Annotated in this window: 16 protein-coding genes; 15 read left to right on the top strand and 1 reads right to left on the bottom strand. The window is 61.7% G+C overall.

The window, feature by feature from the left end:
• Positions 1-552: 552 nt before the first annotated feature.
• The 3 genes from rluC to AC05QJ_RS23665 are packed head-to-tail and all read left to right on the top strand — an operon-like array spanning position 553 to position 3,166.
• A complete protein-coding gene (gene rluC, locus AC05QJ_RS23675; protein ID WP_476743679.1) occupies positions 553-1,509 on the top strand; it encodes a 23S rRNA pseudouridine(955/2504/2580) synthase RluC in 957 nt (318 codons plus the stop codon).
• Positions 1,499-2,176, top strand: coding sequence for an HAD-IA family hydrolase (locus AC05QJ_RS23670; protein ID WP_476743678.1), 678 nt, complete (start codon positions 1,499-1,501; stop codon positions 2,174-2,176). Before rluC ends, AC05QJ_RS23670 begins: the two co-directional genes overlap by 11 nt.
• Before the next feature lie 6 nt (positions 2,177-2,182).
• Positions 2,183-3,166: a S49 family peptidase gene (locus tag AC05QJ_RS23665; RefSeq protein ID WP_476743677.1), complete on the top strand. Its 984-nt coding sequence runs from the start codon at positions 2,183-2,185 to the stop codon at positions 3,164-3,166.
• A 51-nt stretch (positions 3,167-3,217) separates the two neighbouring features.
• Here the strand turns inward: AC05QJ_RS23665 and AC05QJ_RS23660 are convergent, their stop codons facing one another.
• Positions 3,218-3,796 carry a Maf family protein gene (locus tag AC05QJ_RS23660; RefSeq protein ID WP_476743676.1) on the bottom strand — a complete coding sequence of 193 codons (579 nt, stop codon included), beginning with the start codon at positions 3,794-3,796 and terminating at the stop codon, positions 3,218-3,220.
• Between the two features lie 237 nt (positions 3,797-4,033).
• On the opposite strand from AC05QJ_RS23660, the gene AC05QJ_RS23655 reads away from it, so the two are divergent.
• The 12 genes from AC05QJ_RS23655 to AC05QJ_RS23600 all read left to right on the top strand — a co-directional run bounded on the left by AC05QJ_RS23655 (position 4,034) and on the right by AC05QJ_RS23600 (position 13,838).
• Entirely contained in the window at positions 4,034-4,561 is a 528-nt protein-coding gene (locus tag AC05QJ_RS23655; RefSeq protein ID WP_476743675.1) for a YceD family protein, read from the top strand.
• 13 nt (positions 4,562-4,574) lie between these two features.
• Complete coding sequence (gene rpmF / locus AC05QJ_RS23650) at positions 4,575-4,757, top strand: 50S ribosomal protein L32 (protein WP_010447173.1); 183 nt, start codon at positions 4,575-4,577, stop codon at positions 4,755-4,757.
• A 3-nt stretch (positions 4,758-4,760) separates the two neighbouring features.
• Positions 4,761-5,771 (top strand): phosphate acyltransferase PlsX, encoded by a 1,011-nt coding sequence (plsX, locus tag AC05QJ_RS23645; RefSeq protein ID WP_476743674.1) that lies wholly within the window; start codon positions 4,761-4,763, stop codon positions 5,769-5,771.
• A 129-nt stretch (positions 5,772-5,900) separates the two neighbouring features.
• Positions 5,901-6,839 carry an ACP S-malonyltransferase gene (gene fabD, locus AC05QJ_RS23640; RefSeq protein WP_476743673.1) on the top strand — a complete coding sequence of 313 codons (939 nt, stop codon included), beginning with the start codon at positions 5,901-5,903 and terminating at the stop codon, positions 6,837-6,839.
• Between the two features lie 15 nt (positions 6,840-6,854).
• Positions 6,855-7,595 (top strand): 3-oxoacyl-ACP reductase FabG, encoded by a 741-nt coding sequence (gene fabG / locus AC05QJ_RS23635; protein ID WP_476743672.1) that lies wholly within the window; start codon positions 6,855-6,857, stop codon positions 7,593-7,595.
• 196 nt (positions 7,596-7,791) lie between these two features.
• Positions 7,792-8,028, top strand: coding sequence for an acyl carrier protein (gene acpP / locus AC05QJ_RS23630; protein ID WP_085578119.1), 237 nt, complete (start codon positions 7,792-7,794; stop codon positions 8,026-8,028).
• Positions 8,029-8,133: 105 nt separating this feature from the next.
• Entirely contained in the window at positions 8,134-9,378 is a 1,245-nt protein-coding gene (fabF, locus tag AC05QJ_RS23625; protein ID WP_476743671.1) for a beta-ketoacyl-ACP synthase II, read from the top strand.
• Positions 9,378-10,193 (top strand): aminodeoxychorismate lyase, encoded by an 816-nt coding sequence (pabC, locus tag AC05QJ_RS23620; protein WP_476743670.1) that lies wholly within the window; start codon positions 9,378-9,380, stop codon positions 10,191-10,193. The genes fabF and pabC overlap by 1 nt, the downstream gene beginning before the upstream one ends.
• 3 nt (positions 10,194-10,196) lie before the next feature.
• The gene (gene mltG, locus AC05QJ_RS23615; RefSeq protein ID WP_476743669.1) at positions 10,197-11,375 is read left to right on the top strand and encodes an endolytic transglycosylase MltG; all 1,179 of its coding nucleotides are present in this window, start codon (positions 10,197-10,199) and stop codon (positions 11,373-11,375) included.
• A gap of 19 nt (positions 11,376-11,394) precedes the next feature.
• Positions 11,395-12,027: a dTMP kinase gene (gene tmk, locus AC05QJ_RS23610; RefSeq protein WP_476743668.1), complete on the top strand. Its 633-nt coding sequence runs from the start codon at positions 11,395-11,397 to the stop codon at positions 12,025-12,027.
• Positions 12,020-13,006, top strand: coding sequence for a DNA polymerase III subunit delta' (locus AC05QJ_RS23605; protein WP_476743667.1), 987 nt, complete (start codon positions 12,020-12,022; stop codon positions 13,004-13,006). Before tmk ends, AC05QJ_RS23605 begins: the two co-directional genes overlap by 8 nt.
• 43 nt (positions 13,007-13,049) lie before the next feature.
• Positions 13,050-13,838 (top strand): TatD family hydrolase, encoded by a 789-nt coding sequence (locus tag AC05QJ_RS23600; protein WP_476743666.1) that lies wholly within the window; start codon positions 13,050-13,052, stop codon positions 13,836-13,838.
• Positions 13,839-13,932: the final 94 nt, after the last annotated feature.

The following is a 13,932-nucleotide window of genomic DNA, read 5'->3' as shown; positions in this document are numbered from 1 at the left end:
GGAGGAGGAATCAGCCTTCGGCCGTGGACGCCCGGGGGCATCTCGATCAGACCGGTCCGTTCGCTGGGCCTGGGGCCCTCGGGCAGGACGCGGTGCTACACGGTGCGACGGTTGTGCATCTCCACCCTACACGTATCCCTGAAAGTCGGGTGCTGCCGCGCGCTGAATCCGCAACGGGTTGCATTTATCGCCGGCTCCGTTCGGGAGCCCGCGCATTTTATGGCTGAGGCTTGTATTTCCGAAACGTTCGCCATGACTGCGTGAAGGGCCCTGGCACTGAAAGAGTGGCATCGAAAAAAAACGTTGTGGGAGGGTCAAACACCGCTCTTGTTGTTTTTTATCGGTCTTCTCTCTTCGGCGCTGGTGGCGATTCCAGGCATTTCTGTAAACTGGCAAAAGCCCCGTCGGACGGCCTCGCGTCCTCGAGAATTGCGTAGGTCAGGGCCGGCTCGAAGCCATTGGTCCGCTGGCCAGCCGCTTTTGGCGGCGTTCGCGACTATAGCAGCAATCATTAAGTGCTTCAAATCCATAAAAAATTGTTATGATCCGCCAATGACGACCAATACCCCCCCGACTTCCGGTGTCCAACTGATTGAAGTCGCGCCGGAACTTGCCGGCCAGCGCATCGACAATTTCCTCATCAATGTCCTCAAGGGCGTTCCCAAGACGTTGATTTATCGCATTTTGCGTAAAGGCGAAGTGCGGGTGAACAAAGGACGGATCAAGCCTGAATACAAGATTCAGGCGGGTGACATCGTTCGTGTTCCGCCTGTTCGCCTGCCTGAGCGCGACGAACCGGCGCCTGTTGCGCAGGGCCTGCTGCAGCGACTCGAGGCGGCCATCGTGTACGAGGACAAGGCGCTGATCGTCCTCAACAAGCCGACCGGTATCGCGGTGCATGGTGGCAGCGGCCTGAGTTTCGGTGTGATCGAAGCGTTCCGGCAACTGCGCCCGGACGCCAAGGAGCTGGAACTGGTCCATCGCCTCGACCGCGATACCTCGGGTCTGCTGATGATCGCCAAGAAGCGCAGCATGTTGCGTCACCTGCATACCGCGCTGCGCGGTGACGGTGTCGACAAGCGCTACATGGCGTTGGTCCGCGGGCACTGGGCGACGGGCAAGAAGCAGGTCAATGCCCCCTTGCTCAAGAGCAACCTGCGTTCCGGAGAGCGGATGGTCGAGGTCAATGACGAAGGCAAGGAGGCCCTGACGGTTTTCCGTGTCCTGCGTCGCTTCGGTGATTTCGCGACCATGGTCGAGGCGCGGCCGATCACCGGGCGTACCCACCAGATTCGCGTGCACGCCCTGCATGCAGGGCACTCCATCGCCGGCGACAGCAAGTATGGTGACGAAGACTTCACCCGCGAGATTCGCGAGCTGGGTGGCAAGCGGTTGTTCCTGCATGCCTATGCGCTCACCGTGCCGCTGCCCGATGGTGGCGAGCTGAAACTGGAAGCGCCCGTGGATGAAATGTGGGCCCAGACTGTGGAGCGACTGAGTGCGCCGTGACTACGATCTGCTGATCTTCGACTGGGACGGGACGCTGGCCGACTCCATCGGCCGGATTGTCCAGGCCATGCACGCGGCTGCGGAGCGGGCCGGCTATCCCCTGTGCAGCGACGATGCGGTCAAGGGCATCATCGGGCTGGCATTGCCCGAGGCCATCAGTACCCTGTATCCGGAACTGGTGGAGGCTGAGGTGGTGGCGTTTCGTCAGCATTACGCCGATATCTACATGGCTCTGGATGACCAGCCTTCACCGTTGTTTCCCGGCGTTGTCGAGGCGCTGGACGCCTTCCGCAGCGAGGGCTACCGTCTTGCAGTGGCGACCGGCAAGGCCCGTCGCGGGCTGGATCGGGTTCTGAAGGCCAACGGCTGGGAGCAGTTCTTCGATATCACCCGGGCTGCCGACGAGACCCGCGGCAAGCCCGATCCGCTCATGCTTCATGAGATCCTGGCGCATTGCCAGGTTCCTGCGTCCAGGGCGTTGATGGTGGGGGACTCTTCATTCGATCTGCTGATGGCGCGCAATGCCGGGATGCACGCGGTTGCGGTGGGCTACGGAGCGATGTCGCTGGAGGTGTTGAGCGTTCATGAGCCCCGGTTGTCCATCGGTCACTTCTCAGAATTGCAGTCCTGGCTTGGCCGGGCGTCTGCGTCAGTAATTCCAGGGTAGGTAAACATGGTTGATGAGTGGAAGGCGCCTCGCGAAGAGTCGGATCAAGACGGCAAGAGCTGGAAATTGCTGGAAAAGACCCTGCTCGCCAGTGTGCAGGAGCAGCGTCGGGCACGGCGTTGGGGGATTTTCTTCAAGCTGCTGACGTTTTTTTACCTGTTCGGCATCCTGGTGCTGTTCTCGCCCCTGATGGACATGGAGAAAGGGGCGGTGGGTGGAGCTGGGCACACCGCGCTGGTCGAGGTGCGCGGCGTGATCGCCGATCAGGAAGAGGCCAGTGCCGACAACATCATTGGCAGCTTGCGTGCGGCGTTCAAGGACCCCAAGACCAAGGCCGTGGTGATGCGTATCAACAGCCCGGGCGGCAGTCCCGTGCAGTCCGGCTATGTGTATGACGAGATCCGCCGCCTGCGTGGCGAATACCCGGACATCAAGCTGTACGCAGTGATTACCGATCTGGGGGCTTCCGGGGCCTACTACATTGCCAGTGCGGCGGACCAGATCTATGCGGACAAGGCGAGCCTGGTCGGATCCATCGGTGTGACGGCGGCGGGCTACGGCTTCGTCGGGACCATGGAAAAGCTCGGTGTCGAGCGTCGAACCTACACCTCGGGCGAGCACAAGGCGTTTCTCGACCCCTTCCAGCCACAGAAGCCCGAAGAAACGGCCTTCTGGCAGAGTGTCCTGGATACGACGCACAAGCAGTTCATCGCCAGCGTGAAGAAGGGGCGTGGCGAGCGCCTGAAGGACAAGGAGCATCCGGAGCTGTTCAGCGGCCTGATCTGGTCCGGCGAACAGGCGCTGGGGCTTGGTCTGGTCGATGCCCTGGGTAGCGCTGGCTACGTGGCCAGGGAAGTCGTGGGGGAAAAGGATCTGGTTGACTTCACGGTGAAGGAATCGCCATTCGATCGTTTCTCCAAGCGCCTCGGTGCCAGTGTGGCGGAGTATCTGGCGATGTGGATGGGGTTCCAGGGGCCGACCTTGCGTTGAGGTGCCGGTTGTACGAAAAGCCGATCCTGATGGGTCGGCTTTTTCATGGGCTCAGGGAATGTCGACGCCTTCGGTTGTCAACATGTCCACCAGCCGGATGAGGGGCAGTCCGATCAGGCTGGTGGCATCGCTGCCGTGGGTGCTCTGGAAAAGGCTGACACCCAGTCCTTCGCATTTGAAGCTGCCGGCGCAGTCATAGGGTTGCTCTGTACGCAGGTAGCGCTCGATGCGCGGCAGGGTCAGTTCGCGCATATGCACGCTGAAGGGGACGCAATCCACCTGGCACTGGCCGGTCTGGGTATTCAGCAGGGCGACGCCGGTCAGGAAGGTGACGTGGTTGCCGCTGGCGGCAAGCAGTTGTTCGCAGGCTTTGTCGAAGGTGTGCGGCTTGCCGAGGATCTGCTCGCCGAGTACCGCCACCTGGTCGGAGCCGATGATCAGGTGTGCAGGGTAGCGCCCGGCCAGGGCGTGGGCTTTCTCCCGTGCCAGACGCTTGACCAGCGCGGTCGCCGTCTCGTCGTCGTTGCGGTGTTCATCGATGTCCGGCGATGCCCATTCGAAAGGCAAGTGAAGGCGTGCCAGCAGTTCGCGGCGGTAAGGGGAGCTGGAAGCCAGTATCAAGGGCAGCATGAGGTACTCCGGTGCAAGTCGGCTGAATCTGGATTCTGTATGAAAAGGCTTGAGAAGCCGGCAGGGCAAGGCGAAAACGGCCGGGGAAGCGGAGTTTACTGGAGTCAATGAGCATTCCGGGGCGGTTTTCAACGCGACATGGCCACGTATCAAGGCTTTTCATGCAGAACCTAACATGCTGAACGGGGCGGAATTTCCTTTGACAGGGGCGGGGGGCATCCCTAGAATGCTGCGCCTATGTTGAATGACCCGATTCCACCTCACGTTGACCCGCGCAAATTGGCAGACCGTGGCGTTTCCATCGAAGGAAGCGTAGCGCTCGCCGATTTGGAGAGACTCTGCGACCCGCTTTCCGACAATGTCGGTACGGTGCAGGCCAAATTCGATTTTGAGCGAGACGAGCAGAACGCTGTGGTTTTCCACACCGATCTGAACGTCGAGGTCAAGATGGTTTGCCAGCGTTGTCTTGAGCTGGTCACCCTGCCGATCCACAGCGAATGCACTTACGCCGTGGTGAAGGAGGGTGCGAATACCCAGTCGTTGCCGAAAGGTTATGACGTGCTGGAACTGGGCGAGGATCCTTTGGATCTGCAGGCATTGATCGAGGAGGAGCTTTTGCTCGCCTTGCCCATTGTGCCTGCTCATCATCCGGAAGAATGCCAGCAGCCGGCGGGCGCCGATGAGCCCGAACCGAGCGAGGACGAGGTAAAGCGGTCCAACCCGTTCAGTGTATTGGCGCAGTTAAAGCGTGACCCAAACGTTTAGGAGTTAATCAATTATGGCTGTTCAGCAGAACAAAAAATCCCGCTCTGCCCGTGACATGCGCCGTTCGCACGACGCTCTCGAGGCCAGCGCTCTGTCCGTAGAAAAAACCACCGGTGAAGTTCACCTGCGCCACCACGTTTCGCCAGAAGGCGTATACCGTGGTCGCAAAGTGATCGACAAGGGCGCTGACGAGTAATCCTTGTCCGCTCAGATCATTGCGATTGATGCAATGGGCGGGGACTTCGGTCCCCGCAGCATTGTTCAGGCGAGTCTTGCTTGCCTTTCCGCTACCCCCTCGCTGCACCTGACCCTCGTCGGTCAACCCTCCCTTCTTGAAGACCTGATCGCTGGCCAGTCGGCTGCGGATCGCGCGCGCCTGCAAATCGTTGCGGCGAGCGAAGTGATCGGCATGGACGAAAGGCCCTCGCAAGCCCTGCGTGGCAAGCCTGATTCGTCGATGCGCGTGGCGCTCGAACTGCTGCGTGATGGCAAGGTGCAGGCCTGCGTCAGTGCGGGCAATACAGGGGCGCTGATGGCGCTTTCCCGTTATGTGCTGAAGACATTGCCGGGCATCGATCGACCGGCCATGGTCGCCGCCATCCCGACCCAGGCAGGCTACTGCCAGTTGCTGGATCTCGGTGCCAACGTCGATTGCAGTGCCGAGCACCTCTATCAGTTTGCTGTCATGGGGTCGGTGGCGGCGCAGGCGCTGGGTATTTCCCGCCCTCGAGTGGCCTTGCTCAACGTCGGTACCGAGGACATCAAGGGCAATCAGCAGGTCAAGCTGGCTGCCAGCCTTTTGCAGCAGGCCCGAGGGCTCAACTACATCGGCTTTGTCGAGGGCGATGGCCTGTATCGCGGCGAGGCCGATGTGGTGGTGTGCGATGGGTTCGTCGGCAATATCCTGCTCAAGTCCAGCGAAGGCCTGGCAACCATGATCGCCGCCCGTATCGAGGCGCTGTTTCGCAGTGGGGTTGCGTCCCGCCTGGTGGGCGCCATGGCCATGCCGTTGCTCAAGCGGCTCCAGGCCGATCTGGCTCCGGCACGGCATAACGGGGCGAGTTTTCTCGGGTTGCAAGGTATCGTGATCAAGAGCCATGGTTCTGCCGGGGTGCAGGGTTTCCAGAGCGCTATCCAGCGGGCCTTGATCGAAATCCAGGAGAACCTGCCCGAGCGCCTTCACGGGCGACTCGAGGATCTGTTGCTTTAGGCATATTCGCCAGGAAGTGGTTAAATGTGACCGCTTGGTTCTCGTTACCATCCAATCTTTCGAATTTCTTGTGTCCAGCCGTGGCTGGACACTCACATTTTGACGACAAGATCACTAGGGGCTTGTTCAATGTCTGCATCCCTCGCATTCGTCTTTCCCGGTCAAGGTTCGCAGTCGCTTGGCATGCTTGCCGAGCTGGGCGCCCAGCACCCGCTGGTCATCGACACCTTCCGTGAGGCCTCCGAGGCTCTGGGCTACGATCTCTGGGCGCTGGTCCAGAACGGTCCGGAAGAGCAACTCAATCAAACCGACAAAACCCAGCCTGCCATTCTGACGGCGTCCATCGCGCTGTGGCGCCTGTGGCTGAGTGAAGGTGGTGCGCGTCCGGCTTACGTCGCTGGCCACAGCCTGGGTGAATACAGCGCGCTGGTCGCGGCCGGCAGCCTTGCCCTGGGTGACGCGGTCAGGCTGGTGGAGCGTCGCGGGCAACTGATGCAGGAAGCCGTGCCGGCCGGGCAGGGCGCCATGGCGGCGATCCTCGGGCTGGACGATGCTGACGTCGTTGCCATCTGCGCTGAAGCGGCTCAGGGCGAAGTGGTCAGTGCGGTGAACTTCAACTCGCCTGGCCAGGTGGTCATCGCCGGCGCCAAGGCCGCAGTCGACCGCGCCATCGAAGGTTGCAAGGCCCGCGGGGCCAAGCGCGCATTGCCGCTGCCGGTCAGCGTGCCGTCCCACTGCGAGCTGATGCGCCCGGCTGCCGAACGCTTCGCTGACTCGGTCAATGCCATCGACTGGAACGCGCCGGAAATTCCGGTGGTGCAAAATGTCAGTGCCGCGGTGCCGGCCGACCTCGAAACCCTCAAGCGCGATCTGCTGGAGCAGCTGTACAAGCCGGTTCGCTGGGTCGAATGCGTGCAGACGCTGGCTGCAAAAGGTGCTGTGCAACTGGTCGAGTGCGGACCAGGCAAAGTCCTGGCTGGCTTGAACAAGCGTTGCGCCGACGGTGTGACCACCTACAACCTCAATACCCCGGATGCCTTCGCCGCCGCCCGCGCGGCGCTGGCCTGAATTAGGAGAGCTTGCATGAGTCTGCAAGGTAAAGTTGCACTGGTCACCGGTGCGAGCCGTGGCATTGGTCAGGCCATCGCACTGGAGCTGGGGCGCCTGGGCGCTACCGTGATCGGCACCGCCACTTCCGCGGCGGGTGCCGAGCGTATTGCTGCCACCCTCAAGGAGCACGGCATTGCCGGCACCGGCCTGGAACTGAACGTGACCAGCGATGAGTCGGTGACGGCGGTCCTGGCGAGCATCCAGGAGCAGTTCGGTGCGCCGGCGATTCTGGTGAACAACGCCGGTATCACCCGTGACAACCTGATGATGCGCATGAAAGATGACGAGTGGTTCGATGTCATCGATACCAACCTGAACAGCCTCTACCGTTTGTCCAAGGGTGTTCTGCGCGGCATGACCAAGGCGCGTTGGGGTCGTATCATCAGCATCGGCTCGGTGGTGGGGGCCATGGGTAACGCCGGCCAGGCCAACTACGCTGCGGCCAAGGCAGGTCTGGAAGGTTTCAGCCGTGCGCTGGCGCGTGAAGTGGGCTCTCGCTCGATCACCGTGAACGCCGTGACTCCAGGTTTTATCGATACCGATATGACCCGCGAGTTGCCCGAGGCGCAGCGCGAATCGCTGCAGAAGGAAATTCCGCTGGGCCGTCTGGGTCAGGCCGATGAAATCGCGAAAGTGGTTGCATTCCTGGCGTCCGACGGTGCGGCATACGTGACTGGTGCAACCATTCCAGTCAACGGCGGGATGTACATGTAGTCAAATGTGACGGATTGTTTTAAAAAAATGTCATACGAGTCTGACTAAAATCCGTTATAAAGCTGCAATCAAATTCTAGGCAGCCGGTGGGTGCCAGGTTCGGAAGGCGCGTTGAGCTTGAAAAGCAGGCGTCTTTCTATAAACTTACACACCGGCCAGCTGCCTGACATATGTCCATTAGGAGTGAAAACAAGGTATGAGCACCATCGAAGAACGCGTCAAGAAAATCGTTGCCGAGCAACTGGGTGTCAAGGAAGAAGAAGTGAAGAACGAATCTTCCTTCGTTGACGACCTGGGTGCCGATTCCCTTGACACCGTTGAGCTGGTGATGGCTCTGGAAGAGGAATTCGAAACCGAGATTCCTGACGAAGAAGCCGAGAAGATCACTACTGTTCAAGCTGCTATCGACTACGTCAACGCCCACCAGGCGTAAGACTTTGTAGTCGTTACTTCTTGTCAGGGAAAAACCGCACTGCCGTTACTGGCGTGCGGTTTTTTCTTTGCAAGAGATGTGGACACCTAGAATAAGGAGAGTGCTGTGTCGCGTAGACGCGTCGTGGTCACCGGTATGGGTATGCTGTCGCCACTGGGTACCGATGTACCAAGCAGTTGGCAGGGCATTCTGGCTGGCCGCAGTGGCATCGGTCTGATCGAGCATACGGATCTGTCTGCCTACTCCACCCGTTTTGGCGGCTCGGTAAAGGGCTTCGAGGTCGAGCAGTATCTGTCGCTCAAGGAAGCTCGCAAGCTCGATTTGTTCATTCAGTACGGTCTGGCGGCCGGTTTCCAGGCAGTCCGCAATGCGGGTCTGGAAGTGACCGATGCCAACCGTGAGCGCATTGGCGTGGCGATGGGTTCGGGCATCGGTGGCCTGACCAACATCGAGGAAACCAGCCGTACCCTGCATGACCAGGGGCCACGGCGCATTTCGCCGTTCTTCGTACCTGGCTCGATCATCAACATGATTTCCGGATTCCTGTCCATCCACCTGGGTGTGCAGGGACCTAACTATGCGATCGCCACGGCCTGTACCACGGGCACTCACTGCATCGGCATGGCCGCGCGCAACATCGCTTTCGGTGAAGCCGACGTGATGATTGCCGGTGGCGCCGAAATGGCAGCCTGCGGGCTGGGCATGGGTGGCTTTGGTGCGTCCCGCGCGTTGTCGACCCGCAACGACGAGCCTACCCGTGCCAGCCGTCCATGGGACAAGGGGCGTGATGGTTTCGTGCTGTCTGACGGTGCCGGCGCCCTGGTACTTGAAGAGCTCGAGCATGCCAAGGCCCGTGGCGCGACCATCTATGCCGAGCTGGTCGGTTTCGGCATGAGCGGCGACGCCTTCCACATGACCTCGCCACCCGAGGACGGTGCCGGTGCAGCCCGTTGCATGGCCAATGCGCTACGCGACGCTGCCATCGATCCTGCGCAGGTCAACTACATCAATGCTCACGGCACCTCCACGCCGGCGGGTGACCTGGCTGAGGTCGCGGCGATCAAGTCGGTATTCGGCGAACACGCCTACAAGCTGGCAGTCAGCTCGACCAAGTCGATGACCGGGCACCTGTTGGGTGCGGCGGGTGCCGTCGAGGCGATCTTCAGCGTCCTGGCCATCAACAGCCAGGTAGCGCCGCCGACCATCAACCTCGATGAGCCCGATGTCGGCTGCGACCTGGACTTCGTCGCTCACGAGGCGCGCAACATGCCCATCGACGTCGTGCTGTCCAACTCGTTCGGCTTCGGTGGCACCAACGGCTCGCTGGTATTCCGCCGGTTCGCGGGCTGATGCAGGCCTGGGTCGATGGTCAAGGCGCCGACTCCCTGGCGCTGCAAAACCGCGGCCTGGCCTATGGCGATGGGCTGTTCGAGACCATCGCCGTCAAGGCAGGGCAACCGTCCCTGCTCGACTATCACCTCGATCGCCTGACGCTGGGTTGCCAGCGGCTGGCGATCGAGGCTGATCACGCACTGATCCGCGAAGAAATCTGCCGCTATGCCGCTTTGCTCGGCGATGGTGTGCTGAAACTGATCCTGACCCGCGGCGACAGCCAGCGAGGTTACGCCGCTGCGGCGGGGGTCGCGCCACGCCGGATCCTCCAGGGCAATCCCGCTCCCGCTTATCCTGATGCCTATGGCGAGCAGGGCGTGCGTCTGTTTGCCTGTCGTACTCGCTTGGCCGAGCAACCGTTGCTGGCCGGGCTCAAGCACCTCAATCGACTGGAGCAGGTCCTGGCCCGCGCCGAATGGCAGGGGACGGAGTACGCAGAAGGTTTGATGCTGGATGTGTCCGGGCGAGTGATCGAAGGGGTCTACAGCAATCTGTTCCTGGTCCGTAACGGCGAGTTGCAGACTGCGGATCTTTCCCGCTGCGGTGTGGCGGGTGTCATGCGTGCCGCGCTGCTGGAGGCCGCGCGAAGCGAGGGAATTGCGCTCAAAATTGGTGATCTGTTTCTGGAAGACGTCGCGCAGGCCGACGAAGTATTCCTGTGCAACAGTGTCTACGGCGTCTGGCCCGTGTGTTCATTTGAGTCGCTGAACTGGCCGCCGGGACCACTCACCCGTAAACTGCAGGCCATTGCCCGTACGCTACTGGATGCCTGATTCGTGAGACGTAAATTGCTGCTGTTGCTGGAGATCGGTCTGATCCTGGCGGGCCTTGTGCTTGGCTATTCCGCCTGGAAAGTGAGTTCGTCGGTGGAGCAGTCGCTGCATTTGTCTGGAGAGGAATTGCTGGACGTACCCACGGGTACCACGCCCAACCGGGTGTTCTATCGCATGGAAAGCCAGGGCCTGGTCAAGGACGCGTTCTGGCTGCGTCTCTACTGGCGTTTCAATATGGCCGGCGTGCCCTTGCATACCGGCGAGTACCGCATGACCCCTGGCATGACGGTGAGGGACCTGTTCGAAGACTGGCGGCGTGGCGATGTCGTGCAGTACAACCTGACGCTCGTCGAAGGCTGGACCTTCCGTCAGGTGCGCTCGGCACTGGCCCGGCACGACAAGATCAAGCAGACCCTCGACGGCCTGAGCGATAGCGAAGTGATGGACCGCCTGGGGCATCCGAGCGTCTTTCCCGAGGGGCGTTTCTTCCCTGACACCTACAAGTTCGTGCGTGGCATGACCGATGTCGAGCTGCTGCAACAGGCCTATGCCCGTCTTGAAGAGGTCCTGGCCAAGGAGTGGGCCGAGCGTCCTGCCGATCTGCCGTACCGGGATCCTTACCAGGCGCTGATCATGGCCTCGCTGGTTGAAAAAGAGACCGGTGTGCCGCAGGAGCGGGGACAGATCGCCGGTGTTTTCGTGCGGCGCATGCGGATCGGCATGCAATTGCAGACCGATCCTACCGTCATCTACGGCATGGGGGAGCGCTACAACGGCAAGATCACCCGCGCCGACCTGCGTGAGCCTACCCCCTACAACACCTATGTCATTTCCGGCCTTCCGCCGACGCCAATCGCTATGGTCGGGCGCGAGGCCATTCACGCGGCGTTGAATCCGGTGCCGGGCAGCAGCTTGTATTTCGTTGCCCGGGGTGATGGCAGTCACGTCTTCTCCGACGACCTGGATGCCCATAATTCTGCGGTTCGCGAATATCAGCTCAAGCGCCGTGCGGACTATCGTTCGAGCCCGGCCCCCGCTCCAGCCAATGGCAACGGGCAGCCGGCAACCCAGGAAGCGCCCGCGACGCCGGAGCTGCCGGCCCAGCCTGCTACCAGCGTGCCGGCGGAGGCCCCGGCAGTGCCGACCGAGACGCCGTCTGCCGGCGAATCCACTTCGCAATGACTACTATCGAGGACAGCTTGTGAGCGGTTTGTTTATCACCCTGGAAGGTCCGGAAGGCGCGGGCAAGAGTACCAACCGTGACTATCTGGCCAGGCATCTGCGCGATCAGGGGTTGAATGTGCTGCTGACCCGAGAGCCTGGTGGCACCCCGCTGGCTGAACGCATTCGCGAGCTGCTGTTGGCGCCCAGCGATGAAAAAATGGATGCCGATACCGAACTGCTGCTGGTGTTCGCCGCCCGGGCCCAGCACCTGGCCGAGGTGATTCGCCCGGCGCTGGCGCGTGGCGAGGTGGTGCTGTGCGATCGTTTCACTGATGCGACGTACGCCTATCAGGGCGGCGGGCGCGGCCTTTGCGTCGAGCGCATCGCCACCCTGGAGCAGTTCGTTCAGGGCGGCTTGCAGCCGGACATGACCTTGCTGTTCGATTTGCCGGTGGAAGTTGGGTTGTCCCGCGCCGCCGCGCGCGGACGCTTGGACCGTTTCGAGCAGGAAGGCCTCGGCTTCTTCGAGGCTGTGCGCCAGGCGTACCTCGGTCGCGCAAAGGCGGATCCGCAGCGCTATCGACTGATCGACGCAGCCCAGCCGCTGGCGCAGGTGCAGCACTCTCTGGATGGCTTGGTGGCGCAGATCGTGGAGCGCGGCCGTGGCTGAGGCCTACCCTTGGCAGGCGACGACCTGGCAGCAGTTGGCCGGGCGCAGTCGTCATGCCCATGCCTATCTGCTGCACGGTCCGCAAGGTATCGGCAAGCGCGCCATGGCCGAGCGGCTGATGGCATTGCTGTTGTGCCAGCGCCCGGATTCGCTGCAGGCGTGCGGGCAGTGCAAGTCGTGCATGCTGCTGGCCGCGGGCAGTCACCCGGATAACTATGTGCTGGAGCCGGAAGAGCCCGAGAAGCCCATCAAGGTCGATCAGGTGCGCGACCTCGTGGGGTTCGTCACCCAGACGGCTCAACTGGGCGGGCGCAAGGTGGTCTTGATCGAACCGGTCGAGGCGATGAACGTCAACGCGGCCAACGCTCTGCTCAAGAGCCTTGAAGAGCCTTCTGGCGACACGGTGCTGTTGCTGGTGAGTCATCAGCCGAGCCGGTTGCTGCCGACCATCAAAAGCCGTTGCCAGCAGGTAGCCTGTCCACAGCCCGCCGCAGCCCAGAGTCTGGCCTGGCTGGCTTCGGCGCTGCCGGAGTGCGAGGAGCAGGAGCGAGCCGAGTTGCTCAGCCTGGCCGCCGGCTCACCCTTGATGGCGGCAAGCCTGCAGGCGCTGGGTGTTCGCGAGCATCGGGCGCAGGTGGTGGATGGGGTGAAGAAGTTGCTCAAGCAGCAACAGTCCCCCACCCAACTGGCCGAATCCTGGAATGCCATTTCCCTGTTGCATCTGTTCGACTGGTTCTGCGACTGGTCGAACCTGATCCTGCGTTATCAATTGACCCAGGACGAAGACGGCCTCGGCCTGGCGGATATGCGCAAAGTGGTGCAGTACCTCGCCCAGAAAAGTCCGCAGGGCAAGGTGCTCGAGATCCAGGACTGGATTCTGGCCCAGCGGCAGAAAGTCCTGTCCAAGGCCAATCTCAATCGTGTATTGCTGCTCGAAGCCTTGCTGGCTTCCTGGGCCATGTTGCCGGGCCAGCGTTGAGCGGTCCGCGTGTTCAATTCCTTTTCAGTGTTGCCATTTAGCCATGCTCGTAGACTCCCATTGCCACCTCGATCGCCTTGACCTCGCCGCCCATGGCGGCTCCCTCGATGCCGCGCTGGACGCTGCCCGGGCCCGTGGGGTCGGACACTTTCTGTGCATCGGAGTGAGTGCCGACAACGCCGCTCAAGTGAAAGCGCTGGCCGAGCGGTACGCTGATGTCGATTGTTCCGTGGGCATCCACCCACTGGACCTGGCGCCCGGCGAGACTCCGGCGCTGGACTGGCTGCTGGCGGAACTGAACCACCCCAACGTCGTGGCGATTGGCGAGACCGGGCTGGATTACCACTACGAGCCCGAGGCGGCCGAATTGCAGCAAGCGTCGTTTCGCCTGCATCTGGATGCGGCGCGGGCGACAGGCAAGCCGGTGGTCATCCATACCCGTGCGGCGCGTCAGGACACGCTGCAATTGCTGCGCGAAGCTGCCTTGCCTCAGGCGGGGGTGCTGCATTGCTTCACCGAAGACTGGGAGATGGCGCGGGCGGCCCTGGACCTGGGTTATTACATCTCCCTTTCCGGCATCGTGACCTTCCGCAATGCCGATGCCTTGCGGGACGTCGCCCGGCAGGTTCCGGCCGATCGCCTGCTGGTGGAGACCGATTCTCCCTACCTCGCGCCGATTCCCCATCGCGGCAAGCCAAACCTGCCGGAGTACGTTCGCGACGTGGCCGAGTTCATCGCCCTGGTTCGCGGTGAGCGCTACGAGCAGTTGGCCGAGCAGACCACGGCGAACTTCCGTCGACTGTTCCCCCTGGCTCGCGTCCGCCAGGGCTGAGGCCCCTTCGCGCAGGCAAAAAAAACCCGGGTTCTGGGGGGGGAATCCGGGTTAAGACCATTAGGAGTAAAACAAAGGCGAACACTCCTTGATC

The organism is Pseudomonas sp. TUM25319, from assembly GCF_056388475.1.
This window is presented reverse-complemented; position numbering and strand designations above follow the sequence as displayed.

Bases quoted from the DNA above. Each gene is read 5' to 3' on its own strand.
- pabC (WP_476743670.1), top strand. From the start codon at position 9,378: ATGCAGGCCTGGGTCGATGGTCAAGGCGCCGACTCCCTGGCGCTGCAA.
- AC05QJ_RS23655 (WP_476743675.1), top strand. From the start codon at position 4,034: ATGTTGAATGACCCGATTCCACCTCACGTTGACCCGCGCAAATTGGCA.
- acpP (WP_085578119.1), top strand. From the start codon at position 7,792: ATGAGCACCATCGAAGAACGCGTCAAGAAAATCGTTGCCGAGCAACTG.
- AC05QJ_RS23600 (WP_476743666.1), top strand. From the start codon at position 13,050: ATGCTCGTAGACTCCCATTGCCACCTCGATCGCCTTGACCTCGCCGCC.
- fabD (WP_476743673.1), top strand. From the start codon at position 5,901: ATGTCTGCATCCCTCGCATTCGTCTTTCCCGGTCAAGGTTCGCAGTCG.
- fabG (WP_476743672.1), top strand. From the start codon at position 6,855: ATGAGTCTGCAAGGTAAAGTTGCACTGGTCACCGGTGCGAGCCGTGGC.
- rpmF (WP_010447173.1), top strand. From the start codon at position 4,575: ATGGCTGTTCAGCAGAACAAAAAATCCCGCTCTGCCCGTGACATGCGC.
- rluC (WP_476743679.1), top strand. From the start codon at position 553: ATGACGACCAATACCCCCCCGACTTCCGGTGTCCAACTGATTGAAGTC.
- AC05QJ_RS23660 (WP_476743676.1), bottom strand. From the start codon at position 3,796: ATGCTGCCCTTGATACTGGCTTCCAGCTCCCCTTACCGCCGCGAACTG.
- AC05QJ_RS23665 (WP_476743677.1), top strand. From the start codon at position 2,183: ATGGTTGATGAGTGGAAGGCGCCTCGCGAAGAGTCGGATCAAGACGGC.